We start from the raw sequence: 26304 nt of genomic DNA on the forward strand, positions 1-26304 counted from the left end.
ATGGCAAGGATTGACCAAGGAGTGGCTCCATGACAGCAGCGCCTGTCAGCATTTCGCCCGTCTTTTTCGCGCATGGCGCACCGACGCTCGCCCTTGAGGACACGGCTGCGAGCCGGTTCCTGAAAGGCTTCGCAGCGACGCAGCCGAGACCAGGGGCCATCGTGATCCTGTCCGCGCACTGGGAGACCGAAGGGCTGAAAATGTCCGCTCCCGGCCCGTTGCGCACCTATCACGATTTCCGGGGCTTTCCGGCACCGCTTTACGACATTTCCTATCCGGTGGAGGCCGACGAGGCCCATGTCGACGAAGCCGCGCGTCTTCTGGAAGCCGCGGGTCATGACCTGGAACTGGACAGCGACCGGGGACTGGACCACGGCGCCTGGGTGCCGCTGTCGCTGGCCTATCCGGACGCCAACATTCCCGTGGTCGCCCTGTCCCTGCCACATGACAGCACCCCGTCTTCGGTCTATGCCCTCGGCAAGGCCCTGGCACCGTTGAAAGACAAGGGTGTCCTCATCGCCGGATCCGGCAGCACGACACACAATCTGTACGAATTCGGGCCGCAGGGATCCGCAACGCCCGCCTGGGCCGCGGAATTCGACCGCTGGCTGGACGACGGACTCCAGTCCGGGTCGATCGGGTATTTCGACGACCTGAACAAGGCTCCGGGCTTCCGGCGCAATCATCCCACGGACGAACACCTGCTGCCGCTGTTCTTCGCTTTCGGCGCGGGAGGACCCGATGCCCGGGCACAGCTGCTCCATCGCAGCTACGAATACGGCTCGATCAGCATGAGCTATTTCCGCTTCGCGGCCTGACTGACAGGCAAAACAGGATCTGACGGTTTCAGTCCGCCAGTGCTTCGGCGGCCCGCGCGATGATCCTGCGGGCCACCTCCGCCTTGTCCAGTTCCGGCCAGTCCTCGACGCCTGTCCGGCTGACCAGGCGTATGGTGTTGGCGTCGCCGCCCATGATGCCCGTTGCCGGGCTGACATCGTTGGCGACGATCCAGTCGGCCTTCTTGCGCTGCAGCTTGCCCCGGGCATTGTCGATCAGGTTCTGGGTCTCGGCGGCAAAGCCGATCAGCAGCTTCGGCCTGAGACTGTCGTGATGACCGATCGTGGCCAGGATGTCCGGATTTTCCGCCAGTTCCAGGGCGGGCGGCTTGCCGCTGCCGTCCTTCTTGATCTTTTCCGTGCCTTCCGCGGCCACCCGCCAGTCGGCGACCGCCGCCGCCATGATGGCAATGTCCGCGGGCAGGTTGCTCTCAACCGCGGCCAGCATCGCCGAAGCCGACTCCACGTGGATGACATTGACATTGGCAGGGTCGGGCAAGGTGACAGGACCGGAGACCAGCGTCACCCGGGCGCCCGCCTCGAAGGCGGCGCGGGCCAGCGCGTGACCCTGCTTGCCGGAGGACCGGTTGGCGATGTAGCGCACCGGATCGATCGGCTCGTGGGTCGGTCCGGACGTGATCAGCACGTGCCGGCCGGCGAGCGGCAGGGTACCGGCTTCCATCGCCCTGTCACGCAGCACGGCCTCTGCCGCGGCCACGATCTCCAGCGGCTCACTCATGCGGCCGATCCCGGCTTCGCCCTTTTCCGCCATTTCGCCGCTGGCCGGGCCGCAGACCGCAACACCGCGCTCCTGCAGAACCGCCAGATTGCGCTGCGTGGCCGGGTTCTGCCACATTTTCGGGTTCATGGCGGGAGCCAGCAGGACCGGTTTGTCCGTCGCCAGCAGCACTGCGGTGGCCAGGTCGTCGGCTATTCCGTGGGCCGTTTTGGCCATCAGGTTGGCGGTGGCCGGCGCGACCAGGATCAGGTCGTGATCCCTGGCCAGGCGAATGTGTCCGACATCGTGTTCCGCTTCCCGGTCGAACAGGCTGGTAAACACCTTTTCCGCCGAAAGGGCCCCGACCGCCAGCGGCGTGATGAATTCTCGGGCTCCGTTCGTCATCACCGGAATTACCCGGGCGCCACGTTCCTTCAGGCGCCGGATGAGGTCCAGCGACTTGTAGGCCGCAATGCCGCCGCTGATGATCAGCACGATCTGCTTGCCGCTCAACATCTGCTCGTAACTCCCGATGGTGGCGGTGACCTAGAATCCCGTGCGGAAATCCCTGGGCGCGGCGGCAATCGTCTGGGCGCCCTTGCCCGTCACCTGATAGACCGCGAGACCGCGCTGGTTGAGACCGTTGGACTGGAACCGGAACAGGCCGTCGATACCGATGAAGCCGTCGCGATTGGTCAGGATGCGTTGTTCGAAACGCTGCTGGCCCGCCGACCGGATCAGGCCGGCGGCGAGCGTGACGCCGTCATAGACGAGGCTGGCATTGCGCGGCGGCGCAGAGCCGTAGGTGCTCTGGTAGCGCTGTGCAAAGGCCAGGAACCCCTTGTCCTCGGGTCCTGCGAACCAGGCACCGGCCAGAGCCGGGTTGTTCTTGATCTGGGGCGAGTCCCACTGACCGGACCCGAGCAGCTTGACATTGCCGAGATTGGCACCCTGACCGACGAGCGTCTGGACGACCACCGACGGCACGCCGCTCCCGGCAGGCACGAACAGGGCGTCCACACTGGTCAGGACCGATTTCAGCGACCCGGCCTTGGCGACGAGATCCGACGTGTCCGAACCGTTCAGCTTGTAGCGCTGGATGGTCGCGATCCGGCCGGCCGTGCGGCCGACTTCCTGGCGGAAGGCGGCTTCGACGACCGCTCCGTATGAACCTTCCGGAACGAGCGCGGCATAGGACCGTTTCTGCTGGCTGGCGGCGTAGCCGATGATGCGCTTGGTGTCGGTTTCCGGCAGGAAACTGAGCAGGTAGACACCGCGGGCGGCAACGGAGGTGTCCGTCGAGAACGCGATCACCGGAACGCCGGTCGCGCGGGCTGCCTGGGCGGCTCCGGCGACGGCCGGCGAGAACACCGGCCCGAGGATCAGCTCGGCCCCCTCCGATATGGCGGCCTGTGCAGCCGCACGGCCGCCCTCGGCGGTGCCGCCGGTGTCCTTCACCAGAAGCTGGACATCGGCGCTCGGGAAATTCTGAAGGGCAAGGGACGCAGCATTCTTGAACACCGTGCCGATCGACGCATTGCCGCCGGCGCTGGCCAGGGGCAACAGCAATCCGACACGCACGCCTCCGGTTCCGATCACTTCTCCCGTGACCTGCGGCTGCGCGCCCGGCTGGACCTGGTCGCCCGGAAGCGAGCCGAGCGACGAGCCGAGACAGCCGCCGAGCAGCATCGTGCCGGCGCCCGCAAGTGCCGTTTTCAAGAAGATCCGTCTGCGTTGCCTCAGCCCGTCGCCCTGCATTCCGCTTGCCATTTCTGTCAATCCACCCTTTGGCAAAGACTTACGTATTCACTGCCGCCCTGTCCAGTTTTAGCGGTCTTTCAAAGGCATATCGCCCGGATCAATAGTGGAATTTGCCTTGCATCGGTTGTCCCGCGGCGGTAGCGCAAGGATAAAGAAGCCTCTCCAACAGGTTCCGCCGCAAGACCGGTGGGTACGAAAGGACGTCCCATGGGCACCGATTCCACCGCTCCCACGGACAAAAACCGCTACAGCCTTGGCGAACATGCCTTCACCGCGCCCAACCTGGAACCGGCCCTCTATATCGTCTCGACCCCGATCGGCAATCTCGGCGACATCACCGTCCGGGCCCTTGAGACCCTGGCGGCGGCGCAGGTGATCGCCTGCGAGGACACCCGCGTCTCCGCGACGCTGACCCAGCGCTTTTCGCTGAAGACGCCGCTGATGGCCTATCACGAGCACAATGCGGACAAGCAGCGCCCGAAAATCCTGGAGACCCTGTCTGCGGGCGGCGCCGTCGCGCTGGTCTCCGATGCCGGCACGCCGCTGGTCTCCGATCCCGGCTACCGGCTGGTGCGCGATGTCGTGGCGGAGGGTTACAAGGTCATCCCGATCCCGGGCGCCTCGGCGCCGCTGGCGGGCCTGGTCGCTTCCGGACTTCCCAGCGACACGGTGCTGTTTGCCGGTTTCCTGCCGCAGAAGGGCGGACCGAAGACGCGCCGGCTCGAGGAGCTGGCCAACGTGCCCGCGACCCTGGTCTTTTTCGAGAGCCCGCACCGGACCGCCGCGACCCTGGCCCTGATGGCGAATGTGCTCGGCGCCGGCCGCAAGGCGGTGGTGGCCCGTGAACTGACCAAACGTTTCGAAACCTTCGAGCGCGGCACGCTGGCCGAGCTTTCGGACCGGTTCGACGGCACCCAGGTCAAGGGCGAGATCGTCATCCTGGTCGGCCCGCCCGAAGACAGGCCGGAAGCAGCCTCCGAGGATCTCGACACCCTGCTTGCCGCCGCCCTTGCGGACATGCCGGTCAGCGCCGCCGCCAAGAAGGTCGCCAAGGCGACCGGCCTGGAACGCGGCGAGGTCTACAAGCGGGCGCTGGAACTGAAGGCGGACGGTGCCTGATGGCGCGGCGGCAGGACAACACGGCAACACAAAAGCGCCGGCGCGCCCACGCGCTTGGCCTCAACGCGGAAACCCTGGCCGCCTGGTACCTGCGCCTGACCGGCTGGCGTATCCTGAAACGCCGCTACAAGACAAAAGCCGGCGAGATCGACCTGATTGCCAAACGCGGAAAGACGGTGGCCTTCGTCGAGGTCAAGGCGCGCAAGACCCGCCGCGCGGCGCTGGAAGCGGTCACGCCGGCAAGCCAGCAACGGATTGCCCGTGCGGCAAAGATCTTCGTGTCCCAACATGCCAAGGCCGGGTTTTATACCTTGCGTTTCGACATCGTCATCGTCTGCCCCTGGGCACTGCCGGAGCGGATCGTCAACGCCTTCGAGGCCCGGGACTGAAAAACCCGCGCCGGCTGGTGTGGTGAATTTGAAATACGCCTTGTTGCTGCAGCTAGCGCCGTAGCGTATTTCAAATTTAAAACCACACTAGAAACATATGTTTCTAGTCACCTTTTTGGAACTGAAGCTCGTTCGGAGCCTCTCGGAAAACGAGACGAACTTCAGTTCCAGGTGACTAGAGCACTTCCCGGTTAGATTGGCTCAGTCTGTTTGAAGTCTGGCGAGACGATCTGCGCGGAGGAGCGTGAAGTCCATAGCGGGGCTATGGGCAAGCGGTCCGACAAAGCAGGTGTCCGCCAGACACAAACCCGGAGGGCCGGGCCGGTTTGGCCCAATGCCTGCGGAAGTTGCCTCGACCGTGCGGCCAGCACGCTCTTCATCAACGTCCTTGACCTTGAACCAAACCAGCCTCGGCAGAGTGAGCCAATCTAACCGGGAAGTGCTCTAGACCGGCGCGGGTTTGAAAATCGACAACAACTCAGCTGCCGTTAGTTCGGCTTCTGCTCGGCGCCTTCCTGCTGGGCTGCGGCCTGCTGCGCCATGTTCTGGCGGTACAGCTGGGCGAAATCGATCGGGTCGAGCATCAGCGGCGGGAAACCACCGTTGCGCGTCGCCTCGGAGAGGATGTTGCGGGCATAGGGGAAGATCATGCGCGGGCATTCGATCATCACAAACGGATGCATGTGCTCTTTCGGCACGCCGGTGATCTTGAACAGGCCGGCATAGACCAGCTCGACGTTGAACATCACCATGTCCGGGCGTTCCGCCTTGGCGGTCAGCGTCAGGATGACCTCGAACTGATCCTCACCCATCTGCTGGGCGCCGACATTCACGTTGATGTCGAGTTTGGGCTGCTCGCCCTGGCCCAGGGACCGCGGTGCATTCGGATTTTCGAAGGACAGGTCCTTGATGTACTGGCCCAGGATGTGCATGCCCGGCGCGGCGGCGCCTTCTGCCTGCGGCTCTGCGCCGCCGTCATTGGTGTCGGTCATCGTCTCATTCCGTTTCGCGGTGCTGATCTGACATGAAGAGCCATGAAACCCCTTCGGATGGCCGCCGGCCCGCGTGATCCGGACAACCGTTTAGCGGGTGGCTACCATCTAGAACCAATGGATACAAGAGCCACGCCTTGCAAGCTGGCCTAAACCGCTTCAAAAGGGGACAGCATCCCAAGTCCCATTTGGCAAATGTCCGATCAACCGACGTCCAATATCATCCTGCCGCACAGGCGCCTGAAACTCGACACGCTCGTCCGGCTGAGATGGCTGGCCGTGGGCGGTCAGACAGCCGCACTGCTGGTGGTTCATGTCGGGCTCGGGTATCCCATGCCCGCCGGGCAGGGCTTTGCCCTGGTTGCCCTGTCGGCCTGGCTGAACATCTTTCTGAAAGTTCGCTGGCCCTCTGCGATGCGCCTTTCGGAGCGGGCGGCAACGCTTCAGCTGGCCTATGACATCCTGCAAATGAGCGGGCTCTTGTTTCTGACCGGTGGCCTTGGAAATCCGTTTGCCTTTCTCCTGATGGCGCCGGTGATGGTGTCCGCAACCGGGTTGTCCGCGCGCTACACCTTCATTCTCGGCATCCTGGCGACAGTTTGCGCCAGCCTTCTGGCTGTCTTTCACCTGCCCTTGCCCTGGGCCGTCGGTGACGATTTTTCCTTGCCCGTCGTCTATTCGGTCGGGATCTGGATCGCCCTCGTTTCAACTCTCGGCTTCATGGCAATCTATGCCTTCCGCGTTGCCGAGGAAGCCCGGCAAATGGCCGATGCGCTCGCCGCGACAGAGCTGGTGCTTGCCCGGGAACAGCACCTGAACGCGCTTGACGGGCTGGCAACGGCGGCAGCGCATGAACTCGGCACGCCGCTCGCGACCATCTATCTGGCCGCCAAGGAACTGGCCGACGAGTTCGAGGACGGCGATCCGCGCGCGGAAGACCTTGCGCTGATCCATTCCCAGGCGGAGCGATGCCGAAGCATCCTGCGCCAGTTGACCAGCCTGTCCAGCGAAGCCGACCGGACCTATCAACGCATGCCGGTGACGCAGCTCATGGAAGATGTGATCGATCCGCACAGGGGCACGGGCGTGGCCATCCATTCCGACTGGTCCGGTTCCGGGTCCGAGCCCGTGGGAACGCGCAACGCCGCCATCCGCTACGGGCTCGGCAATCTGGTCGAAAACGCCATTGATTTCGCAAGGTCCCGCGTCGATGTCACAGCCAGCTGGGATCCCACAACACTGTCGATCTCGATCCGGGATGACGGCCCCGGGTTTTCCGTCGACATTCTCGGCAAGATCGGAGATCCCTATGTCTCCGTCCGGAGCGGCAAGTCGCCCCAGCGCGATACCGGCGGCGGGCTCGGGCTGGGCATTTTCATCGCCAAGACCTTGCTGGAACGCACCGGTGCAAAGCTCAGCCTGGAAAACCTGGCGCCACCGCAGACGGGAGCCCATATCCGTGTCAGCTGGCCGCGCCAGGTGTTCGAACAAGACGCCGGAGTGGACGAAACCTCATTTTCAGCCCATAACGGCACCCGGACAGAAAAAAATCCTACACCTCCGGACTCCTCATCCAGGACGCAAGTCGAGACGTAAGAATAAAAACCGGTAAGACGAGATGACAGACCAGACACCAGCCCTGAGCACTGCGGAGGACATGAGCCTCCTGATCGTCGACGATGACAAACCGTTCCAGCAACGTCTTGCACGGGCCATGGAAAAACGCGGTTTTGCGACGGAAACAGCTGACAGCGTTCAGGATGCCGCGGCCAAGATCGCCAGTGGCGCGCCGGCCTTCGCAATCGTGGACATGCGGCTTGAAGACGGCAATGGCCTCGATGTGATCGAGAAGATCCGGCAGAAACGCCCGGACGCGCGCGCGATCGTGCTGACCGGCTATGGCAACATCGCCACGGCGGTTACCGCGGTCAAACTCGGTGCCATCGATTATCTCGCCAAGCCCGCGGATCCGGACGATATCGTCGCCGCTCTCGCGCGCAAACCCGAGGACAAGGCCCAGCCACCCGAGAATCCCATGTCGGCCGACCGGGTTCGCTGGGAGCATATCCAGCGCGTCTACGAACTCTGCGACCGGAATGTTTCCGAGACGGCGCGGCGGCTCAACATGCACCGGCGCACACTGCAACGGATCCTGGCGAAGCGCGCGCCCCGCTGAGGAACTCGCATCTTGCGCCAATGCAGACTTGCCCTTTCACCGCCACTTTGCCTAAGTATTGCCATTCGGTGATAGACTTGCGCTCCCATGGAGATCGCTTATGCGGCATGTTGCTGCCCAATTTGGTTTTACCCCCCTGCTGAAGTCCGGAATGCTGGCTGCGGCGAGCGCGCTTCTGATTGCCTCCGGCACGGCCGTGATGGCGCAGTCCGCCCCCGAGACCCTGCGCATCAATGTCGAACCGCCCGACCCGGGCATCCGGTCCATTACCGTGGACAAGAAATACCGGCCGATCATCAGCCGGGACGACAAGGGCGTCGTGATCGATACCCAGGGCAGCGACAACAAGCGTCCGGGCTGTGATGTCAAGCTGGAGGTCACGCTGGAAAACAGCCGTGTGCTCCACCGCGAAGCCAATATCTGCTCCGGCAACACACTTGTGGTGGACGTCAGCAGCGACGGCAAGCCCGGCGCTGCGGCGCGGGTTGTCGGCACCAACTCGGGAACCGCGGCAGGTCCGGTCACCAGCACGAGGACTGAAACACCGAAGACCACGGTACTGCCGCCTTCGACGGAGGCAAACTCCTCGATCACGGAAGTCCAGCCGCCGGAAGACACTGTGCTGAAGCCGCTGGACCAGGTCGATACACCCATCTCCGAGCCCGGTACGGACACAACGGCGCTGCCCGGCTCCGATTTCGAGACCACGGTCGGGGAAGCCCTTTCGGGTGGCACCGCCAATGCCCAGCCGGTGCTGGTAACGCCAAGCGAAGACCGCCAGTGGCTGGCCGAACCCGGAACGCAGCCGGGCTCGCCGACGATGCTGGAGCACGGGGTGCCGCAGACCGACGATCGCGACTTCCGCGCCGACTGCAGCACGCAATCCGGTTTCGCCAAGATCACCTTCCAGCAGGCGCCGGCCGGGCTCCTGGAGGGCATGCCACAGGCGGTGCGCATCACTGCGGGTGAATTCGACAACGGTTACAATGCCTTCGGCTCTTCGACCAACAACGAGGCCGGGGTGTCGTTGCCCGAAGTCAATATCGAAATGACCGACCCGCTGTGGGAGGCCATGATCCGCGAGTCCGAATTGTCGATTGCCGTCGAAGGCATGCCGGCACATGCCGTCTCGCTGAAAGGCAGCGCCAATCCGGTCCGCCTGTTTGTCGCGACCTGCTCGCTGCCGCAGCAGATCGTTTCGGACGATGCCTTTGGAACGGGTGCCGAGGAACCCGGCTCGGACCTGTCCTGCACCGAACTCGGCCGCGTGCGCTCCGTCGAGGCCGTCAGGCCGGGCCAGATCGTGTTCCGCAATGCCAGCCAGCAGGCGATCGAAGTCCAGTGGGTCGACTACCGTGGCGGCGAACGGCCCTATGCGCGGCTGGAACCGGGTCAGATCCTGGAACAACAGACCTATGTTTCCCACGCCTGGACCGTGCGCGGTGCCAATGGCGAATGCCGCGGCATCTACGTCACGCGGACGCCCTACCGCGAAGTCGTGATCCAGGGTCCGAAGACGTTCGGCGTGCCCGGCAACAACGGCTTCGGCGGCGGCGATGCCTGGGGCAACCAGAATGGCGGTTTCGACGGCCAGCCCGGCAACGGTTTTCCGGCCGGACCGACGCCGCCGGGTGCGATCGAAGGCTCCAGCCAGCCTACGTTCCAGCAACAACAGACAGCCCGCGCCAACGTCGCCGACTATCTGTGCACTTCCGGTATCGACCTGAATGTCGTGTTCTCGCCGGACCTGCAAAGCGCCACGGTTGCCGAAATGGGCTATGGCGCGGTCACCCTGCAGCGTCAGGGCGGCGCCAATACTTTCTACTTCGAATCACAGGGTCATGTGCTCAAAGGTCAGTTGCAGAACGCCACCTGGTCGCGACCGGGCCTGAGGGATGTCTTCTGCGCACGCAGATAATTTCTGCCTCTAGGTAAGACTCGAATTCTCGCAATGGTTGCGCTACGTAAACCGGCTACTTTTTCTTGGCCGTTTGCGGGCATAGGTACTTATATTCAATTCTGCGAATTAATTATTTGGTCAGTTGTTTGTAGGAATTCTAAAAGGACATAACCCGACAGAAAGCCCCTGCCATGTCCTTTACCCGTTGGCCACTTGCCTGGAAAATCACGACACCTGTCTTTGTCATTGCCATTTTTACCGTTGCTCTCGCGATGCTCTCCCTCAGCTCGCTGAAAGACGCAATGCTGCAGGAACGCCTGACCAAGATCGAGGACATTTCGCAAACTGCGAGCAAAATTGCCGCCCGCTACCACGAGCTTGAGAAATCGGGAGAAATGGGCCGCGAAGAGGCTCAGAAAAACGCAATCCAGGCGATTTCCGCAATGCGGTTTGAAAACGGCGAAAACTACGTATTCGTTTTCGACAACAACTCCGTCACGATCTCGCACGCCAACGAAAAACTGATCGGCAAGAACCTCACGGATCTCAAGGATGCCAATGGTGTGCGCATCATTCCCGAGCTCGTGAACGTTGCCCGCAGCGGTGGCGGGACGCTTCAATACCTGTGGCCGCGCGCCGGCAGTGACGTTCCGATCGAGAAATGGGGTTACGCCACCGGGTTCGAGCCCTGGCAGTGGATGCTGGGCACGGGTGTCTATATCGACGACATGGAAGCCGCCTTCTGGAACCAGGCCATGCTGATCATCTCGCTGGCGCTTGTCGGCGCACTGGTCGCGGGGTCGATTGCATTCGTCGCCATCCGCAGCCTTGTCCGTCCGCTGCGCTCCCTGACCGACAACATGAGCACTTTGGCGGAAGGCGATACCAATATCGTCATCGAGGGTGCGGGCAGGGGCGACGAAATCGGTCAGATGGCCAGCGCCATGGAGGTCTTCGTCCGGAACGAAACCGCGCGCCGCGAGCTGGAAGAGCAACAGAATGCAAGTCAGGAAGACGCCGCGCGCAAGGGTTCGGAGATCCAGCAGCTCAGCGGTGACTTCGATCGTCAGATCATGGACATGCTCAACATCATCGACAGTTCCGTGCAGAATCTGCAGGCCGCTTCCGCGGACATGACCGACGTGGCCGCCCAGACCACGGAACAGAGCGGCCTGGTCTCCAATGCCTCGTCGCAGGCCGCCCATAACGTGGAAACCGTGGCCGCCGCTGCGGAGGAACTGTCGGCCTCCGTGAACGAAATCCGCCGCCAGGTTCAATCCTCGAGCGAGATCGCCTCCCGCGCCGCCGGCGAAGCCCAGTCGACCAACCAGCGCATGCATGGCCTGTCGGAAAGCGCCAGCCGCATCGGCGAAGTGGTGACGCTGATCCAGGCGATCGCCGAGCAGACCAACCTGCTTGCCCTGAACGCCACCATCGAGGCGGCCCGCGCGGGCGAGGCCGGCAAGGGCTTCGCGGTCGTTGCCGCCGAAGTCAAGGAACTGGCCACCCAGACCTCGAAGGCGACCGAGGAGATTTCAAGCCAGATCACCGCCATCCAGGAAGAGACCGGCCATGCGGCCAGCGCGATTTCCTCGGTGACGGAGATCATCAACAACATGAACGAAATCGCCTCTTCCATTGCCTCCTCGGTCGAGGAGCAGGGCGTGGCGACGCAGGAAATCGCGAGCAACGCGACCGAAGCCTCGCGCAGCACCGTCGAGGTCACGACCAATATCGAAACCGTCGCGTCGGCCGCTGAAAACACCCGCGATACGGCCGAGAAGGTCGACAGCTCGGCTCAGCAGCTGAAAGAAAACGCGGGCATGCTGCGCGACCAGGTCGCAACGTTCCTGCAGGAAGTCCGCAGCCGCTCGGTCGCCTGATCCAACGCCCCCGGCACGAACCTCCCCGACACCAGCGTCCCCGGTGCCATGCGCCGGGGACGCTTTTCGTTCAAGTCCGGCGAACGGACCTTCAGTCGCTTTCCCTGAGCAGTCCCGTCGCGAGGCACCGAAACGCCTCAAGCGCCCGTTGAAGAACGTCTTCCGGGTTGTCGCTGGCGGCAATCCAGAGGGCCGCGTTCAGGGCTGCCCCGTTCAACAGCCGCGCTGCCGCTTCGGCATCCACCGGCTTCATGACGCCTTCCGCAATCAGCGTGGTGACCGCTTTCGTCGTGGTCTCGAGGCAATGGTTCTGGCTTGGCCACAGGGACGGGTCCCCGAGCACCGCGGGGCCGTCGAGCAGCACGATGCGCTGCACTTCCGGCTCCAGCGCCATTTCGATATACGCGGCGCCTTCGGCCAGCAGGCCGTCCCAGAGACTGTCTTCCTTGCTGCCGATGGCGTGAGCGCGGCCCGCCATTTCGCTGTCGATCTGGTTGACGACCGCCTGGAGCAAACCCTTCTTGTCTCCGAAATTGTGATAGAGCGCACCTCTGGTCAGGCCGACTTCAGCGGTCAACTCATCCATTGATGCGGCCGAAAAACCCTTTTCTGCGAAAGCCTTGCGTGCTGCGCAGATGAGTTTCGCCCGGGTTTCTTCCATCTTTTCCGTCCGGCTTCTTGCCATCGGGTTCATCTCCAATTTCGCATACGCGGTGTATGCCAATTGACATACGCCGCGTATGTGGGCTATTCACATACACGGCGTATATCAAATAGCGCCCATCAAGTGAAGCCGACCGCAGCCTGCGTATTCCCGGACCGGACCACCCGCCGGCCCGACGGGAGCGGCTGTGCCGAAACACCTGACACAGTGCCAGACAAAGGACGAACCAATGACACATCGCGAGCCCGTTATTCCCGCCGGAAGGCATGCCCTCTATGACCAGCACAAGTATTCCGCGGCGCTCAGGAGCGGGGACCTCCTGTTCGTGTCGGGCCAGGTCGGAAGCCATGCCGACGGTACACCGGAGCCCGACTTCCCCCGTCAGGTGGACATGGCATTCGAGAATCTGGTGGCCGTGCTCGACGCGGCCGGCTGTACCCTGGACGACGTGGTCGACGTCACCACGTTTCACACGGACCCCGAGGCGCAATTCGGCGCGTTGATGGCGGTGAAGGACAGGTATTTCGAGACAGCCCCCTATCCCAACTGGACAGCGGTCGGCGTCAACTGGCTCGCCGGCTTCGATTTCGAGATCAAGGTCATTGCCCGCATTCCCGGGGCAGCTTGACCGCAGCCCCGGACGCACCACCGTCAGATCTTGCGCAGGGCAACCTTGGAAATGCGGTGGCTTGCATTCTTCGACAGGATCAGGTCCGCGCGCGGCCGGGTCGGCAGGATGTTTTCGCGCAGGTTGACCAGGTTGATGTCGCTCCAGATCCGGTTGGCGGTCTCGACCGCCTCCGTATCGTTGATACGCGAGTATTTGTGAAAGTAGGAGCCGGGGTCGCGGAAGGCGGTTTCCCGCAGGTGCATGAACCGGTCCACGTACCACTTGCGCAGGAGGTCCTCGTCGGCGTCGATATAGACGGAGAAGTCGAAAAAGTCGGAGACGAAGGGAACCGCGCGGCCGTCCTTGGGCAATTCCCGCGTCTGCAGCACGTTGAGGCCTTCGACAATCAGGATGTCCGGCCGGTCGACGGTCACCGTGTGGCCGGGCATCACGTCATAATAGAAATGCGAATAGACCGGCGCGCGCACGAAGCGCTTGCCCGCCTTGATGTCCGACAGGAACTTCAGCAGCCGGGGACGGTCGAAGCTTTCCGGAAAGCCCTTCTTGGACATCAGGCCCTCGGCTTCCAGAACCGCGTTGGGATAGAGAAAACCGTCCGTGGTGATCAGATCCACCTTCGGGCTCGCCGGCCAGCGGGCCAGAAGTTCGCGCAGCACGCGCGACGTCGTCGACTTGCCGACGGAAACAGACCCGGCAACGCCGATGATGAAGGGTGTCTTGTTGTCCCTGGTGCCCAGGAAGGCCTGCGTCGCCTGATAGATGCTGATCGTGGCCTCGGCATAGAAGGCCAGCAGGCGTGACAGCGGCAGGTAGATCGTCTCGACCTGCTCGATGGACACGGGAGCGTTGAGGCCTTGGAGCTGGGCGACTTCATGGGCGTCGAGGGTCATCGGCGTGTCGGCACGCAAGCGCGCCCACTGGCGTTCGGTGAACACCTGATAAGGGGACAGATCCATGTCCAGGGCCGTCGCGACTTTCTGATCCATATCACTCGCAGTCCCTGTTCACCGCAATCCGCTATCACTCTTGCGGGCGGGACGCCTTTTCTTCCAGTCCGGTCTGTCCCGTGCGGTTCGCAAGCTCCTTCATAACATCCCCGAGAGGGACATTGGAGACGCTCAGAACCACAAGCAAATGATAAAGCACATCGGCGGCCTCGGCCGTCAACTCTTCACGGTCCCGCTGAACGGCGGCAATTGCCGCCTCAACCGCTTCTTCTCCCAGCTTCTGGGCGCATTTGGCAACGCCCTTGTTGACGAGCTTGCGCGTATAGGACTTTTCGTCGTCGCTCTTCGCACGTGCAGCAATTATGGCGTCGAGCTGTTCCAATGTGAAGTCGGTCATTCGGCTAGTCCCTCAGGGCTGCTACGCATCGAGACGCATGGGAATACCAGCGTCATTCATGTACTGCTTGGCATCGTGAATGGTGTATTCGCCGAAATGGAAGATCGAGGCCGCCAGAACGGCGGTGGCATGGCCGTCGCGCACGCCCTCGACCATGTGGTCCAGCGTGCCGACACCGCCGGAGGCAATCACCGGCACCGGCACCGCGTCGGCAATCGCCCGGGTCAGCGCGATGTTGTAGCCGGACTTGGTGCCGTCCCGGTCCATGGACGTCACCAGAAGCTCGCCGGCGCCCAGTTCGACGACCTTTCTTGCGAACGCGACCGCGTCGATGCCGGTCGGGTTGCGGCCGCCATGGGTGAAGATCTCGAATTTTTCCGGTTCGCCGGGCTGGTTGACCTGCTTGGCGTCGATCGAGACGACGATGCACTGGGCGCCGAATTTTTCCGCCGCCTCGCGCACGAAATCCGGGTTCTTTACCGCGGCCGTGTTGATCGAGACCTTGTCGGCTCCGGCGATCAGCAGCTTGCGGATATCTTCCACCGTACGCACGCCGCCGCCGACCGTCACCGGCATGAAACAGGCTTCCGCCGTCCGCCTGACGACGTCAAAGATCGTGTCCCGGCCTTCATGACTGGCCGTGATGTCGAGAAAACAGAGTTCGTCCGCCCCGGCGGCGTCATAGGCCTTGGCCGCTTCCACCGGATCGCCGGCATCCACCAGGTCGACAAAGTTGACGCCCTTGACGACACGGCCGTCCTTGACATCGAGGCAGGGAATGACGCGGGCCTTGAGGGTCATGACGCTTTCTTTCGTGCCGCCAGGATCAGGTCCATGGCTTCCTTCGGATCAAGACGCCCGTCATAGAGCGCCCGGCCTGAAATCGCGCCTTCAAGGATGGCGCAGTCCGGTTCCAGCAGGCGGTGAATGTCGTCGATCGACGCCAGCCCCCCGGAGGCAATGACCGGAATGGAAACGGATTTCGCCAGTTCCAGCGTGGACGGGATGTTCAGGCCCTTCAGCACACCGTCCCGGTCGATGTCAGTATAGATGATCGCCGAGACCCCGGCATCCTCGAAGCGTTTGGCCAAGTCGACGGCGGTGAGTTCGGAGGTTTCCGCCCAGCCTTCCACGGCGACGTAGCCGCCCTTGGCGTCGATGCCGACGGCGATCTTGCCCGGAAATTCCCTGCAAGCCTCTTTCACCAGCTCCGGATCGCGCACCGCGACGGTGCCGAGGATCACGCGGCTGATGCCCTTTTCCAGCCATGTCCCGATATGTTCCAGCGTGCGGATGCCGCCGCCGAGCTGCACCGGGTTCGTCGTAGCCGCCAGGATTGCGTCGACCGCGGCGCCGTTGACGCTCTCGCCGGCAAAGGCGCCGTTGAGATCGACCACATGCAGCCACTCGAAGCCCTGGTCCTCGAAGGCCTTTGCCTGGGCTCCGGGGTCATCATTGAAGACGGTTGCCTGGTCCATGTCGCCCAGTTTCAGGCGCACGCACTGGCCGTCCTTCAGGTCGATGGCGGGAAAAAGGATCATGACGTCTTATATTCCTTCCACGATGACGATCTCGCCATCGGCAACTTTCTGGCGGATTTTGACCGCTTCCTGGTATTCGGGTGAATTGTAGCAATCGACCGCGTGCTGGTAGCTCGGAAACTCGATGACGACGTTGCGCGCGCGGCCCGGGCCCTCGATGGTGTTGGTCTTGCCGCCGCGCGCGAGGAAATTGGCGCTGAAACGCTCGAAGGCCGGCTTCGCGGTCTCGACATAGGCCGGGTATCCGTCCGCGTCCCGCACGTCGACGCGCGCAATCCAGTAGCCTTTGCTCATCTGTCTCTCCCAGAAGTGTTACGGGGTCCAGTCCAGGAAATTGGCGATCAGCTCGAGACCGAGCCGCTGGCTTTTCTCCGGGTGGAACTGGGTGCCGATCATGTTGTCTTTCGCCACCATGGCGGTGAAGGTTCCGGCATAGTCGAAGGTTGCCAGCCGGTCTTCCATGCTGGCGCAGGCGAAGTGGAACGAATGCACGAAATAGGCATGCAGGCCGCCGGGACCCGTTTCGATACCATTCAGGACCGGGTGGCTTTCGGGGCGCACGTCGATGGTGTTCCAGCCCATATGCGGAATCTTCAGGCTCGGGTCGGCCGGTTCCATCGCGATGACGTCGCCATCGACCCAGTCCAGGCCTTCAACGGTCTCGAACTCCAGTCCGCGGCTTGCCATCAGCTGCATGCCGACGCAGATGCCGAAAAACGGCTTTCCCTGCTTGCGGACGGTTTCCTCCAGCGCCTCGGGCATGCCCTCGACGGCCCAGAGGCCGCGCTTGCAGTCGGCAAAGGCGCCGACACCGGGCAGGACAACCCGGTCGGCCTTCAGGACACGTTCGGGATCGGACGTGACGATCACGTCCGGCACATGGGCGTGGGCGCGGGCCGCGCGCTCGAACGCCTTTTCGGCCGAGCGCAGGTTGCCCGAGCCATAATCGATAATTGCAATTGTCATTGACGGCTCTCCGGGCCGAGGGTCAGGCCGACCACCTGTTCGCTGCCGACGCGCGGGACGATCGGATTGGGGGCGGGGCGCTGGACGGTCTGCCGCATGCGGGCCGGCGACAGATGATCGGCGGCCTTGTGCAGAAAGCGCAGCTCGGCTTCGTCCTTGCCGTCGGCATCGACGATGCCGACAACGCGCCAGCCCTTGCGCTCCAGCGACCAGCGGCGCAGGGCCTGGGCCTCGTGTGCGAAAAGAATGGCGATGACAAAGGCCACCACGCCCATGACCTCCTGGCTGACGGACAGCGCCAGCAGTTCGATCACCAGCGTGACAGCCAGATAGCCGAGCAGGACCAGCCACATGCGATGAACCAGCAGCCAGATCAGGGAAAACAGGAAGGCCAGCACCGAAAACCGGTCGGGAACGAATTCCAGCCGGTCGGTTTGGTAGGGGTCGCCCGCCACGTCGTCAAATTCGGGCGGCGCCATCACGACATAAGTGCTCATGTATCCATTCCGCCTAACCGCCGAGCTGGCCCTTGGTCGTCGGCACCCGGTTCGCCTGGCGCGGATCGATCTCCACCGCCTTGCGCAGGGAGCGCGCGACCGCCTTGAAACAGGTCTCGGCAATATGGTGGCAATTGGAGCCGTAAAGCGTAGCGATATGAAGGGTGATGCCGGCGTTCATGGCGAAGGCGCGGAAAAACTCCTCGAACAGTTCCGTATCGAAGTCGCCGACCTTGTCGCGGTCGAAGGCAACGTCCCAGACCAGGAACGGCCGGCCGGACACGTCCAGAGCGCACCGTGTCAGCGCCTCGTCCATCGCAAGGTGGGTGTCGGCATAACGGGTGATGCCGGCCATGTCACCCAGCGCCTGCGAGATCGCCTGCCCGAGCGCAATGCCGGTGTCCTCGACCGTGTGGTGAAAATCGATATGGGTGTCGCCGTCGGCGCGCACCTTGATGTCGATCAGCGAATGGCGCGCCAGCTGCTCCAGCATATGATCGAAGAACCCGACGCCGGTCTTGACGTCATAGGCGCCGGTACCGTCCAGGTTGATTTCGACCGAAATGCGGGTTTCCTTGGTATCGCGCGATACACTCGCTGTACGCATGTGCTGATGTCCTTGAAGTGAAGAGGAACCGGCGGTGTTGTAGCAGCCTGACACGACTAAGAAAATAGCGACTTCGCCGCAGGATGGTTCGGTTTGGTTCTGATTGCGGTTTCGCGACGAACCAGGCATCAAAATCTCTTCGGAAGCCTCCGCCTTAACACCACCTTGTAATGAGGAGGACCGGGAGATCCTTCAAGACAGCGCTTGCGCGCTTCCCCAGGATGAGGTGGTGTTGTGAGGCGCAGCCGTCCGCAAGCGACAATCACGGGAGGCAGACATGTTTAAGGAAGCAGTTGCAGAAGGCGGCCTTGCCGTCGTGACCGGAGCCGCCAGCGGTGTCGGCCTGGTCGCGGCCAAAAGGTTTGCCGAATCCGGCCTCGGGATAATCCTCGCGGATCTGCCCGGGGACAAACTCGATGCCGCGGCCGAAACCGTTCGCCGAGCCGCAAGGCCGGACGCAACGGTGCTGGCGGTCCCGACGGACGTTTCGGACATGACCCAGGTCGAAGCGCTGGCGGACAAGGCCTTCGCGACCGGCCCCGTTGCTGTCCTGATGAACAATGCGGGCATAGACCTGCCGACCCGGTGCTGGGAGCACATGGACAACTGGACCCGGCTGATGGATGTCAATTTCTTCGGCATCCTGCGCGGCGTCCAGGCCTTCACCAAGCGCATGATCGAGGCCGGGCGTCCGGCGGTGATCGTCAACACCGGCTCCAAGCAGGGCATCACCACGCCGCCGGGCAATCCGGGCTACAATGCCTCCAAGGCGGCGGTGAAGGTGCTCAGCGAGCAGCTTGCACATGAACTTCGCCAGGCGGGCGCACCGATTTCGGTGCATCTTTTCGTGCCCGGTTTCACCTACACAGGCATCACCGCCCAGCACTTTCCGGAAAAACCGGCCTCGGCCTGGAGCAGCGAACAGACGGTCGACTATTTCCTCGAGCGCATGTCTGAAGGCGATTTCTATGTCCTGTGTCCGGACAATGATGTCGACAGCACCCGCGACAGGCGCCGGGCGGAATGGGCCATTGGCGACATCATCGAGAACCGGCCGCCGCTGAGCCGCTGGCACGCGGATTACAAGGACGCCTTCGCGGACTTCGAGAAGACCGGGAAAAGCTAGAGTCAGGACCTTAGGCCAGCCTGGTTCTGGCGCGATTCACTCCGTGATGGTATGGACAGGGCGCTTTCCCCCTGCCGCAGGAGACCCGCCGATGCCGACGAGCCCGTTCGCCCCGAAGACCGCCCTCGACCGCCTGATGCTGCCCGTCGACGTTCCGACGGTCGCAGACGCCGAAAAGCTGGTGAAACAGACGGAAGGCAGGGTCGGTGTGTACAAGATCGGCATGGAGCTGCAATTTGCCGGCGGTCTTGAATTTGCCCGCGATCTCGCGCGGGACGGCAAGAAGATCTTTCTCGACGTCAAGCTGCACGATATCGACAACACCATCGAGAAGGCGGTCCGCAACGTTGCCAAGATGGGCATGACCTTCATGACCCTGCACGGTTATCCGAAAACCATGCGCGCGGCGGTGAAGGGTCTTCGCGAGGAAGGCAATCCGGACCTGTGCCTGCTGGGCGTCACGGTGCTGACCTCCATGGACGAACAGGACCTGATCGACGCAGGCTATCGCGGTCCGATCGCCGACGTGGTCGAGGCAAGGGCGAAGGATGCTCGGGCGGCCGGCATGGGCGGCATCGTCTGCGCGGCGACGGAATCCACCAAAATGCGCCAGATCCTCGGCGACGAGCTGGTCATCGTCACCCCGGGTATCCGCCCCGCCGGCAGTGCCGCCGGCGACCAGCGCCGGGTGATGACGCCGAAAGACGCCATCGAGGCCGGCAGCGACTATCTGGTCGTCGGCCGCCCGATCAGCCAGGCGGCCGATCCGGGGGCAGCCGCGGATGCGGTGGTCGCGGAGATCGAGGCCGCCCTCAGTTGACCACGCCGTCGACCGGGAAGCCGCATTGCTCGGCGACCTTGCGGTAGGAGGCGGTGAAGCCGCTCAAGGATGCTGAATAGACGAGCCCGCCCGGTCCCGTGATGTCGATCTGGCCGTTGCGCTGCATGGCCTGCAGCACACGCTGATTGTCCTCGAAGGGAAAATTGGTCTGCGCGAAGGCAAAACCGTTCTCGTCGAAATCCGCATGGACACTGGCCTGTGCGCTGTCGCCGTCATCGAAGACGAAGGTCACTGTCTCCCCGTTTTGCAAGACGGTCGCATGGCCGCGAATGGCGCGTTCCGTCAGCTGCACGCCCGGAAAGATATCCGGCGGCAGGGCATCGCCGTTCGAGAGGGTGAAACCGACCGTCGGTTCGCCGTCGCCGCCGGTCCACATGGAACAGGTGATGCGCAGGTCCTCGCCGGTGTCGACCGCCTCGACCCGAACGGACCAGTCCTTGTAATCGAAATACTGTTCGGCCGCCTGAGCATTCGGCGCGACCAGAAATGCGAGGCTGAAGAGGGCAATCCGTCTGGAAATCATGGGAGATCCTTGAAGCAGGGTCGTGGTTCTTTGAAAGGATCGCCAGTAGACACGGGATAGGTAAAAAAAACCGTTGCCGGATACCAAGATGTGTTTCCTGGGTGGGGACCGGTGATCTTGAACTCCACCATCTCCAGAAAGAAACCACCGCCGAAGCGGTGGCCAGGATTGCTGCAAACGCGTGATCCTATTGAGGTCACGCGGCCTTGTCGTCGCCGTTGGCACCCGAGCGCAGGACCATGCCGTAGAGGTCGCGCGGGTCGTCCGGGTCGGCCAGGAGATCCAGTTTCTCGAAATGGCCCGTCGACGGCAGAAGGTCGTGCACATAACGCAAGGCGGCAAAATCCTCGATGGCGAAGCCGACGCTGTCGAACAGGGTGATCTGGTCCTGCGACGTGCGGCCAGGGGCGGCACCGGCATAGACCTGCCAGAGCTCGACGACCGGGTGATCCTCGGCAAGCTGCTGGCATTCGCCTTCAATGCGGGTCTGGTCCGGGAACTCAACGAAAATGTCGGAGCGCAGCAGGATGTCCCTGTGCAGTTCGGTCTTGCCCGGGCAATCGCCGCCGACCGCGTTGATATGGACGCCCGAGCCGACCATGTTGTCGGTCAGGATGGTCGCCAGTTTCTTGTCGGCCGTTGCCGTGGTGATGATCTGCGCGCCTTCGATGGCGTCTTCGGGTGTCTTGCAGATGGTGACGTTGAGCCCCGAATTGATCAGGTTGCGCGCCAGACGCTGGCTGGCCGCGGGCTCGATGTCATAGGCCCGGATATCGGTGATGCCGAGCTGGTCCTTGAACGCCAGGCACTGGAAATCGGACTGGGCGCCGTTGCCGATCACCGCCATGGTGGTCGAACCTTTCGGCGCCAGGTATTTCGCCGCCAGCGCGGAATTCGCCGCCGTGCGCAAAGCCGTCAGGATGGTCATTTCGGTGAACAGGACCGGGTATCCGGTGGAAAGTTCGGACAGAACCCCGAAACCGGTCACCGTCTGCCGGCCCTCGCGGGTGTTGCCCGGGTGGCCGTTGACATATTTGAAGCCGAAGGTGTTGCCGTCGCTGGTCGGCATCAGCTCGATCACGCCCTGCGGGGCGTGGGCCGGAATGCGCGGGATCTTGTCGAAGCTCTCCCAGCGCAGGAAATCCTGTTCGATACAGTCGGCAATGCCGCGCATGAAGGTCTCGACACCGACTGCACGGACGTTGCGCATCATGTTGTCGACGCTGACAAAGGGCACATAGGCAAGGTCCGACGGGGCGAGGTCGATGGGGCTGTTGATCATGGTCTGGTCCTCTAGAAACTTCTGGTCGGGCGGTCGAAGACCCGGCGCCCGAACAGGCTGCCGGTCAGCTCGACCATCAGGCGCGCGGTTTTTCCGCGTTCGTCCAGGAAAGGGTTGAGCTCGACAAGATCGAGCGAAGTGACGAGGCCGCTGTCGTGGAGCATCTCCATCACCAGATGGGCCTCGCGGAAACTTGCGCCGCCGGGCACGGTGGTGCCGACGGCCGGAGCGATGTCAGGGTCGAGAAAATCGACATCCAGGCTGACATGAAGCAGGCCGTTTTCAGCGCGAACCCGCTCCAGGAAAGGCCTCAGAAGGTTGTGAATGCCTTCTTCGTCGACCCGGCGCATGTCGGCGACACCGACACCGTGATCGAGCAACAGCTTGCGTTCCGCATCGTCGATGGACCGCACGCCCAGGATCTCGACATTTTCGGGTTTCAGCGTGTGCTCGAAGGGAGCGCCGAGCAGCTCGTCGAAGCCGGGCAGACCGCACAGGAACGCCAGCGGCGTGCCGTGCAGGTTGCCGCTGCCTGTGCTGTCGAACGTATGGAAATCCGAATGGGCATCGAGCCAGAGCACGAACAGAGGCCGGCCCAGCGCCGCAGCGGCTTTGGCCTGGCCGGAAACGGTGCCTGCTGCCATGGCATGGTCGCCGCCCAGATAGACCGGCACCACCGGGCCTTCCCCCAGTTCGGCGGCCTTGGCATGCAGGGCCCTGGTCCAGGCCACATAGGCCGGATAGTTCTTCAGGACAGGATTGGGTGGTGTGACGTCGCCGATTTCCAGCGGCCGGATGTTGCCATGGTCGGCAACCGAATGGCCCAGCGCCTCCAGGGTCTCTGCCAGGCCGGCCGTGCGATAGGCATCCGGGCCCATCAGGCAGCCGCGCCGGCCCGCGCCTTCGTCCACCGGTGCCCCGACCAGGGCTATCTGTTTCCTGACGACGTTCACATGTGTCTCCGCCCGAATTGGTTGTTCCATAAGTGTGCTGAAACGCCGCGGCGGAGTAAATCCGGACACTTGATCAAATGCGCAGTCAGATTTATCACTTTGGCAAGTTGATATGATCGGAATGAGAAGATGGATGATCTGGACCTGCGTCTGATTTCGCTTCTGCGGCATGACGGCCGCAGATCGGTGTCCGAATTGGCAAGCGACCTGAAGGTGTCGCGCGCAACCGTGCGCTCGCGCATGGAAAAGCTGATCGACAGCGGCGAGATCCTGGGCTTCACCGCCGTATTGCGCGACGACTGGCGCGATCTGCCGATCCGCGCGGTCACCCTGGTGGTGGTCGACGGTCACAATACCGAACCGGTGATCCGCCGTTTGAGTGCCATGACGGAGGTGCGCGCGATTCATTCCACAAACGGCAAGTGGGACCTTGTTCTGGACATCGCCACGCGGGATCTTGCGGCCTTTGACGATGCGCTCAACCGCATCCGCCTGATCGAGGGCATCACCGGCACGGAGACCAATCTCCTTCTCAACACCCGCAAGGGCCCGGCGGCGTCGGCGGGCGAGTTCAAGGACGTGCTGGGGTAACGCGTCGGACGAAGCTCGGCAATGGAAAGCTGTTGCCCCCGGACAACCTCTCCCCTGGGGGAGAGGTTGGTGCGCAGCGCCGGGTGAGGGGGCAAACCTCTCGGGATACGGACACGTTTGCCCCCTCACCCTGGCCCTCTCCCAATGGGAGAGGGAACATTTGGGCTCGCACTCGAACAAGACTTTTCCATATGGACAAAATCAACGACCGCCAAACCGGATCGCAAATCGGGTCGCACCAGCGTCCTGGGCCGACTAAGATCGCGGCAGACTTGAAGACGTGATGAGACGACCATGACCAGAGCCCTCGATCTTGCCAGCCTGACATCCGATCCGACGCCGATCTCGGTCGGCGCGGAGGCCGCCGAAAACTACGATGTCGTCCGACAGACCCTGAAGCGGATCACCGAGGACTGGCGCGAGCAGCCCAGCCTGGAGCAGCTTGCCAAAGAGGTCGGCCTGCAGCCGATCCAGCTGCAGCGCGTGTTCTCGCGCTGGGCCGGGCTGACGCCGAAACAGTTCCTGCAGGCAATCACGCTGGACCATGCCAAGGCGCTGTTGCGCGACTCCGCCAGCGTGCTGGACGCGACCTACGAGGTCGGCCTGTCCGGCTCCGGCCGTCTGCACGATCTCTTTGTGACCCACGAAGCCATGACGCCGGGCGATTACCGCAACCGCGGCGCCGGGCTGAAAATTGCCTTTGGCTTTCATCCTTCCCCCTTCGGCCAGGTGCTGGTGATGGCAACGGACAAGGGCCTTGCCGGGCTCGGCTTTGCCGATCCGGGTGACGAGGACAACGCCCTGACCGACATGTGCGAACGCTGGCCCGCGGCTGAGTTCGTTCAGGACCAGGACGCCACCGCCGGATACGCCCGGCGCGTGTTCGACCCGCAGAAATGGCAGGAAGACCAGCCGCTGAACATCGTCATGATCGGCACGGATTTCGAAATCCGGGTGTGGCAGACGCTGTTGAAGATCCCGATGGGCGCGGCGACAACCTATTCCGACATTGCCGCCTGCCTCGGCAAACCCAAGGCCTCGCGCGCCGTCGGCACCGCCGTCGGCCGCAACCCGCTCTCGTTCGTCGTGCCCTGCCACCGGGTGCTCGCCAAGGGCGGCAAGCTCGGCGGCTACCACTGGGGCCTCACCCGCAAGCGGGCCATTCTCGGCTGGGAAAGCGGCCTGGCGGGACCGGTCCTGGAGTGCATTTGAAGGAAGACGGGGCGCTAACGCGCAGCATTGGTTCTTGGTACCCCCACCCCTAACCCCTCCCCACAAGGGGGAGGGGTTAGGGGTGGGGGTACCCTGTAACTTCCAAACCGAGATGAAGTCGAATAGCCGTGACGACCCCTTCCAGGTTTTCCTCAACTTCGGTCGCCTGGAATCAAGCCTTCCTTCATTAGCCACGCGTCTCTCGATGCGTCGTGTCGTTGTTGAGCTGGGAAGGAATGCACGTCACCGTCAATCTCGATGACGAGCTTGCGCGAGAAAACAGCGAAATCCGCAACGTATGGGCCAATCGGGGCTTGCCGGCGGACACGAATTCCGCCGGCCTTCAATTCCCTTAGCGCTCGCCACAAGGCCTTCTCGCCCCTGGTCTGCTCCCTTCTGAGCCTCTGAGCCGACCGTCTAGTCTTCGCAGTGATACCTGTCGGAGACATCGGCCGGGCGTCCTAATGCACCGGTCCCTGCGGCATCGGGTAGTTGCCGGTGATTTCCCAGCCGAAGGCGGTGAGGCGTTCGGCGGCCATGGGGGTGAGGTCGCCGGTGATCAGGAAATCGACGCCCGATGGCGGAAAGGGCAGACCGGCGAGACCCTCGTGCATGGCGGAAAAACTCCGGGCCACCGTCTCGGTCCAGGACACCATGTCGAGCGGCAGTACAATGGCGGCAATGCCGTCCCGGCGGATGGCGATGGGAAAACCGGTGACTTCCTTGATGTCGCCGAGACCGGAGACTGTGCGGTTGTAGGTTTCGAGCAGCACCACGCGGCGCAGCTGGAAATAGGCCAGGTCGCGACTGTCCGCATCGCCTGCCTTGGACGCGATCACCTCGAGGTCCTTCACCCCCGGCATGGCCTGGAGCTGGTAGGCCATCGCCGCCTTTTCCGACACGGTGTAGAACGGGTTGGCCGCGATCTTGGAAATGCTTGCCTCAGACACGCCGGCATTGCGGAAGGCAGTGGCCGTGCGTTCTTCAAGTTCCGACGGTGTGCTGTCCACGATCAGGTTGCGGAAATTGTCCGCCTGCCGTGTCGCGTTGACGATCAAACCGCCGGGAAGCAGGCTGGTAATCGCGCTGACCGTCCAGGTTCCGGCCGTCGTCACGCTGGCAGTCTCGTCCAGCTTCTGCGACAGCGGCTTGTAAAACGTATAGGGATCGACACCCAGGTCAACCGCCAGTTCGCGCCGGGCATGTGCCTGGCCGGTGATCGCCCTGGCAAGCTCCGCCGGAGAGCCGCCCTTGCCGCTGACCGCCGCTTCGACACCCTTGCCCAGCCGGGAAAACATGCGGCCGACACCGGTAACCGTGCTCTTGGCCGTACCGACCGGATCGGTGACGGTGCTTTCGACGAATTCGACCGGCTTCATTGCCGCCTGTTTCAGGCCGTCGACAAAACTGGCGTCGTTCTTCAACCCTTCCAGGGCGACCAGAACCTTGAGTTCGGACAAGCGCAGTTTGAGGAGGCCATCCCCCTCGATGCGCTCGACGCCGAGATCGGTCTGAAGCTGGAAGATGCGCAGAAATCCGTCGCTGCGCACAGGGGACAGCACGGCATAACCCGGACCGAGCTGCTTGCCGTCGAGCACCGTGGCCGGATCCTGCTCCGGCGGGGTCTCGTATTGTTCCGTGAGCGCGGACGCCGGGCCGCACAGGAGCGTGCTGCCGACCAGCAATGCCGCCACGCGGGTGGAAAATGCAACAAACGGGCGTTTCAAACTGGCCTCCCCGGGACAGGACCCC

At 63.1% G+C, this 26304-nt stretch carries 29 protein-coding genes; 12 read left to right on the top strand and 17 right to left on the bottom strand.

The features are described from left to right. Nucleotides 1–29 precede the first annotated feature (29 nt). Nucleotides 30–818, top strand: a complete 789-nt coding sequence (locus tag O6760_RS07290; protein ID WP_269584823.1) for a DODA-type extradiol aromatic ring-opening family dioxygenase — start codon at nt 30–32, stop codon at nt 816–818. Nucleotides 819–846: 28 nt separating this feature from the next. On the opposite strand, the gene coaBC is transcribed toward O6760_RS07290, so the two are convergent. Then, nucleotides 847–2070 carry a bifunctional phosphopantothenoylcysteine decarboxylase/phosphopantothenate--cysteine ligase CoaBC gene (gene coaBC / locus O6760_RS07295; RefSeq protein WP_269584824.1) on the bottom strand — a complete coding sequence of 408 codons (1224 nt, stop codon included), beginning with the start codon at nt 2068–2070 and terminating at the stop codon, nt 847–849. 30 nt (nt 2071–2100) lie between these two features. Continuing rightward, nucleotides 2101–3324: a penicillin-binding protein activator gene (locus O6760_RS07300; protein ID WP_269584825.1), complete on the bottom strand. Its 1224-nt coding sequence runs from the start codon at nt 3322–3324 to the stop codon at nt 2101–2103. A gap of 198 nt (nt 3325–3522) precedes the next feature. On the opposite strand from O6760_RS07300, the gene rsmI reads away from it, so the two are divergent. Further along, nucleotides 3523–4434: a 16S rRNA (cytidine(1402)-2'-O)-methyltransferase gene (gene rsmI, locus O6760_RS07305; protein ID WP_269584826.1), complete on the top strand. Its 912-nt coding sequence runs from the start codon at nt 3523–3525 to the stop codon at nt 4432–4434. Next, nucleotides 4434–4823 (top strand): YraN family protein, encoded by a 390-nt coding sequence (locus O6760_RS07310; protein ID WP_269584827.1) that lies wholly within the window; start codon nt 4434–4436, stop codon nt 4821–4823. Before rsmI ends, O6760_RS07310 begins: the two co-directional genes overlap by 1 nt. A gap of 488 nt (nt 4824–5311) precedes the next feature. Here O6760_RS07310 and secB read toward each other — a convergent pair whose 3' ends face one another. Next, nucleotides 5312–5815 (bottom strand): protein-export chaperone SecB, encoded by a 504-nt coding sequence (gene secB / locus O6760_RS07315; protein WP_269584828.1) that lies wholly within the window; start codon nt 5813–5815, stop codon nt 5312–5314. Between the two features lie 195 nt (nt 5816–6010). Between secB and O6760_RS07320 the strand changes: the two genes are divergently transcribed. From O6760_RS07320 to O6760_RS07335, 4 genes are all read left to right on the top strand, one after another. After that, nucleotides 6011–7411 (top strand): ActS/PrrB/RegB family redox-sensitive histidine kinase, encoded by a 1401-nt coding sequence (locus O6760_RS07320; RefSeq protein ID WP_269584829.1) that lies wholly within the window; start codon nt 6011–6013, stop codon nt 7409–7411. Between the two features lie 22 nt (nt 7412–7433). Beyond that, entirely contained in the window at nt 7434–7991 is a 558-nt protein-coding gene (locus O6760_RS07325; RefSeq protein ID WP_269584830.1) for an ActR/PrrA/RegA family redox response regulator transcription factor, read from the top strand. Nucleotides 7992–8142: 151 nt separating this feature from the next. Next, nucleotides 8143–9909, top strand: a complete 1767-nt coding sequence (locus tag O6760_RS07330) for a VHL beta domain-containing protein (protein WP_269584831.1) — start codon at nt 8143–8145, stop codon at nt 9907–9909. 173 nt (nt 9910–10082) lie between these two features. Beyond that, a complete protein-coding gene (locus O6760_RS07335; protein WP_269584832.1) occupies nt 10083–11774 on the top strand; it encodes a methyl-accepting chemotaxis protein in 1692 nt (563 codons plus the stop codon). Between the two features lie 91 nt (nt 11775–11865). On the opposite strand, the gene O6760_RS07340 is transcribed toward O6760_RS07335, so the two are convergent. Further along, nucleotides 11866–12459 (bottom strand): TetR/AcrR family transcriptional regulator, encoded by a 594-nt coding sequence (locus tag O6760_RS07340; protein WP_269584833.1) that lies wholly within the window; start codon nt 12457–12459, stop codon nt 11866–11868. A gap of 208 nt (nt 12460–12667) precedes the next feature. On the opposite strand from O6760_RS07340, the gene O6760_RS07345 reads away from it, so the two are divergent. After that, nucleotides 12668–13066 (top strand): RidA family protein, encoded by a 399-nt coding sequence (locus O6760_RS07345; RefSeq protein WP_269584834.1) that lies wholly within the window; start codon nt 12668–12670, stop codon nt 13064–13066. Between the two features lie 23 nt (nt 13067–13089). Here the strand turns inward: O6760_RS07345 and coaA are convergent, their stop codons facing one another. The 8 genes from coaA to hisB are packed head-to-tail and all read right to left on the bottom strand — an operon-like array spanning nt 13090 to nt 18024. Continuing rightward, nucleotides 13090–14055, bottom strand: a complete 966-nt coding sequence (gene coaA / locus O6760_RS07350; protein WP_269584835.1) for a type I pantothenate kinase — start codon at nt 14053–14055, stop codon at nt 13090–13092. 34 nt (nt 14056–14089) lie between these two features. Next, nucleotides 14090–14413 (bottom strand): phosphoribosyl-ATP diphosphatase, encoded by a 324-nt coding sequence (locus O6760_RS07355; RefSeq protein WP_269584836.1) that lies wholly within the window; start codon nt 14411–14413, stop codon nt 14090–14092. Nucleotides 14414–14434: 21 nt separating this feature from the next. Further along, nucleotides 14435–15214 (bottom strand): imidazole glycerol phosphate synthase subunit HisF, encoded by a 780-nt coding sequence (gene hisF / locus O6760_RS07360; RefSeq protein ID WP_269584837.1) that lies wholly within the window; start codon nt 15212–15214, stop codon nt 14435–14437. Beyond that, nucleotides 15211–15954 carry a 1-(5-phosphoribosyl)-5-[(5-phosphoribosylamino)methylideneamino]imidazole-4-carboxamide isomerase gene (gene hisA / locus O6760_RS07365; RefSeq protein ID WP_269584838.1) on the bottom strand — a complete coding sequence of 248 codons (744 nt, stop codon included), beginning with the start codon at nt 15952–15954 and terminating at the stop codon, nt 15211–15213. Before hisA ends, hisF begins: the two co-directional genes overlap by 4 nt. A gap of 6 nt (nt 15955–15960) precedes the next feature. Continuing rightward, on the bottom strand, nt 15961–16248 hold the full coding sequence (locus O6760_RS07370; protein ID WP_269584839.1) for a DUF1330 domain-containing protein: 288 nt from the start codon (nt 16246–16248) through the stop codon (nt 15961–15963). Between the two features lie 18 nt (nt 16249–16266). Then, entirely contained in the window at nt 16267–16920 is a 654-nt protein-coding gene (hisH, locus tag O6760_RS07375; RefSeq protein ID WP_269584840.1) for an imidazole glycerol phosphate synthase subunit HisH, read from the bottom strand. Further along, a complete protein-coding gene (locus O6760_RS07380) occupies nt 16917–17417 on the bottom strand; it encodes a DUF2628 domain-containing protein (RefSeq protein ID WP_269584841.1) in 501 nt (166 codons plus the stop codon). Before O6760_RS07380 ends, hisH begins: the two co-directional genes overlap by 4 nt. 13 nt (nt 17418–17430) lie before the next feature. Then, nucleotides 17431–18024 (bottom strand): imidazoleglycerol-phosphate dehydratase HisB, encoded by a 594-nt coding sequence (gene hisB / locus O6760_RS07385; protein ID WP_269584842.1) that lies wholly within the window; start codon nt 18022–18024, stop codon nt 17431–17433. A gap of 277 nt (nt 18025–18301) precedes the next feature. Between hisB and O6760_RS07390 the strand changes: the two genes are divergently transcribed. Both O6760_RS07390 and pyrF read left to right on the top strand, forming a co-directional pair. Beyond that, nucleotides 18302–19150, top strand: coding sequence for an SDR family NAD(P)-dependent oxidoreductase (locus O6760_RS07390; protein WP_269584843.1), 849 nt, complete (start codon nt 18302–18304; stop codon nt 19148–19150). 91 nt (nt 19151–19241) lie between these two features. Further along, the gene (gene pyrF, locus O6760_RS07395; protein ID WP_269584844.1) at nt 19242–19970 is read left to right on the top strand and encodes an orotidine-5'-phosphate decarboxylase; all 729 of its coding nucleotides are present in this window, start codon (nt 19242–19244) and stop codon (nt 19968–19970) included. Here pyrF and O6760_RS07400 read toward each other — a convergent pair. From O6760_RS07400 to rocF, 3 genes are all read right to left on the bottom strand, one after another. Beyond that, nucleotides 19963–20514 (bottom strand): hypothetical protein, encoded by a 552-nt coding sequence (locus O6760_RS07400; protein ID WP_269584845.1) that lies wholly within the window; start codon nt 20512–20514, stop codon nt 19963–19965. The genes pyrF and O6760_RS07400 overlap by 8 nt on opposite strands. A gap of 196 nt (nt 20515–20710) precedes the next feature. Continuing rightward, entirely contained in the window at nt 20711–21796 is a 1086-nt protein-coding gene (locus O6760_RS07405) for an ornithine cyclodeaminase (RefSeq protein ID WP_269584846.1), read from the bottom strand. 11 nt (nt 21797–21807) lie between these two features. Then, nucleotides 21808–22674, bottom strand: a complete 867-nt coding sequence (rocF, locus tag O6760_RS07410; protein ID WP_269586226.1) for an arginase — start codon at nt 22672–22674, stop codon at nt 21808–21810. A gap of 204 nt (nt 22675–22878) precedes the next feature. Here rocF and O6760_RS07415 point away from each other — a divergent pair, with 204 nt between their 5' ends. Together O6760_RS07415 and O6760_RS07420 are read left to right on the top strand one after the other, a co-directional pair. Further along, on the top strand, nt 22879–23340 hold the full coding sequence (locus tag O6760_RS07415) for an Lrp/AsnC family transcriptional regulator (RefSeq protein WP_269584847.1): 462 nt from the start codon (nt 22879–22881) through the stop codon (nt 23338–23340). A 294-nt stretch (nt 23341–23634) separates the two neighbouring features. Further along, the gene (locus O6760_RS07420) at nt 23635–24552 is read left to right on the top strand and encodes a bifunctional helix-turn-helix domain-containing protein/methylated-DNA--[protein]-cysteine S-methyltransferase (RefSeq protein ID WP_269584848.1); all 918 of its coding nucleotides are present in this window, start codon (nt 23635–23637) and stop codon (nt 24550–24552) included. Nucleotides 24553–24704: 152 nt separating this feature from the next. On the opposite strand, the gene O6760_RS33440 is transcribed toward O6760_RS07420, so the two are convergent. Next, on the bottom strand, nt 24705–25001 hold the full coding sequence (locus tag O6760_RS33440) for an endonuclease domain-containing protein (RefSeq protein ID WP_442969861.1): 297 nt from the start codon (nt 24999–25001) through the stop codon (nt 24705–24707). 12 nt (nt 25002–25013) lie between these two features. Continuing rightward, nucleotides 25014–26279, bottom strand: coding sequence for a hypothetical protein (locus O6760_RS07425; RefSeq protein ID WP_269584849.1), 1266 nt, complete (start codon nt 26277–26279; stop codon nt 25014–25016). Between the last annotated feature and the right edge of the window lie 25 nt (nt 26280–26304).

The sequence above is a fragment of the Roseibium sp. Sym1 genome, from assembly GCF_027359675.1.
GTDB lineage: Bacteria > Pseudomonadota > Alphaproteobacteria > Rhizobiales > Stappiaceae > Roseibium.

Coding starts and splice junctions, on each gene's coding strand:
- O6760_RS33440 (WP_442969861.1), bottom strand. CDS start 25,001: ATGTCTCCGACAGGTATCACTGCGAAGACTAGACGGTCGGCTCAGAGG.
- O6760_RS07325 (WP_269584830.1), top strand. CDS start 7,434: ATGACAGACCAGACACCAGCCCTGAGCACTGCGGAGGACATGAGCCTC.
- O6760_RS07415 (WP_269584847.1), top strand. CDS start 22,879: ATGGATGATCTGGACCTGCGTCTGATTTCGCTTCTGCGGCATGACGGC.
- O6760_RS07290 (WP_269584823.1), top strand. CDS start 30: ATGACAGCAGCGCCTGTCAGCATTTCGCCCGTCTTTTTCGCGCATGGC.
- O6760_RS07345 (WP_269584834.1), top strand. CDS start 12,668: ATGACACATCGCGAGCCCGTTATTCCCGCCGGAAGGCATGCCCTCTAT.
- hisF (WP_269584837.1), bottom strand. CDS start 15,214: ATGACCCTCAAGGCCCGCGTCATTCCCTGCCTCGATGTCAAGGACGGC.
- O6760_RS07335 (WP_269584832.1), top strand. CDS start 10,083: ATGTCCTTTACCCGTTGGCCACTTGCCTGGAAAATCACGACACCTGTC.
- O6760_RS07330 (WP_269584831.1), top strand. CDS start 8,143: ATGCTGGCTGCGGCGAGCGCGCTTCTGATTGCCTCCGGCACGGCCGTG.
- pyrF (WP_269584844.1), top strand. CDS start 19,242: ATGCCGACGAGCCCGTTCGCCCCGAAGACCGCCCTCGACCGCCTGATG.
- hisB (WP_269584842.1), bottom strand. CDS start 18,024: ATGCGTACAGCGAGTGTATCGCGCGATACCAAGGAAACCCGCATTTCG.
- hisH (WP_269584840.1), bottom strand. CDS start 16,920: ATGACAATTGCAATTATCGATTATGGCTCGGGCAACCTGCGCTCGGCC.
- O6760_RS07310 (WP_269584827.1), top strand. CDS start 4,434: ATGGCGCGGCGGCAGGACAACACGGCAACACAAAAGCGCCGGCGCGCC.
- coaA (WP_269584835.1), bottom strand. CDS start 14,055: ATGGATCAGAAAGTCGCGACGGCCCTGGACATGGATCTGTCCCCTTAT.
- coaBC (WP_269584824.1), bottom strand. CDS start 2,070: ATGTTGAGCGGCAAGCAGATCGTGCTGATCATCAGCGGCGGCATTGCG.
- O6760_RS07390 (WP_269584843.1), top strand. CDS start 18,302: ATGTTTAAGGAAGCAGTTGCAGAAGGCGGCCTTGCCGTCGTGACCGGA.
- rocF (WP_269586226.1), bottom strand. CDS start 22,674: ATGGGCCCGGATGCCTATCGCACGGCCGGCCTGGCAGAGACCCTGGAG.
- O6760_RS07370 (WP_269584839.1), bottom strand. CDS start 16,248: ATGAGCAAAGGCTACTGGATTGCGCGCGTCGACGTGCGGGACGCGGAC.
- O6760_RS07300 (WP_269584825.1), bottom strand. CDS start 3,324: ATGGCAAGCGGAATGCAGGGCGACGGGCTGAGGCAACGCAGACGGATC.
- hisA (WP_269584838.1), bottom strand. CDS start 15,954: ATGATCCTTTTTCCCGCCATCGACCTGAAGGACGGCCAGTGCGTGCGC.
- O6760_RS07380 (WP_269584841.1), bottom strand. CDS start 17,417: ATGAGCACTTATGTCGTGATGGCGCCGCCCGAATTTGACGACGTGGCG.
- O6760_RS07400 (WP_269584845.1), bottom strand. CDS start 20,514: ATGATTTCCAGACGGATTGCCCTCTTCAGCCTCGCATTTCTGGTCGCG.
- O6760_RS07320 (WP_269584829.1), top strand. CDS start 6,011: ATGTCCGATCAACCGACGTCCAATATCATCCTGCCGCACAGGCGCCTG.
- O6760_RS07405 (WP_269584846.1), bottom strand. CDS start 21,796: ATGATCAACAGCCCCATCGACCTCGCCCCGTCGGACCTTGCCTATGTG.
- O6760_RS07355 (WP_269584836.1), bottom strand. CDS start 14,413: ATGACCGACTTCACATTGGAACAGCTCGACGCCATAATTGCTGCACGT.
- O6760_RS07340 (WP_269584833.1), bottom strand. CDS start 12,459: ATGGCAAGAAGCCGGACGGAAAAGATGGAAGAAACCCGGGCGAAACTC.
- rsmI (WP_269584826.1), top strand. CDS start 3,523: ATGGGCACCGATTCCACCGCTCCCACGGACAAAAACCGCTACAGCCTT.
- secB (WP_269584828.1), bottom strand. CDS start 5,815: ATGACCGACACCAATGACGGCGGCGCAGAGCCGCAGGCAGAAGGCGCC.
- O6760_RS07420 (WP_269584848.1), top strand. CDS start 23,635: ATGACCAGAGCCCTCGATCTTGCCAGCCTGACATCCGATCCGACGCCG.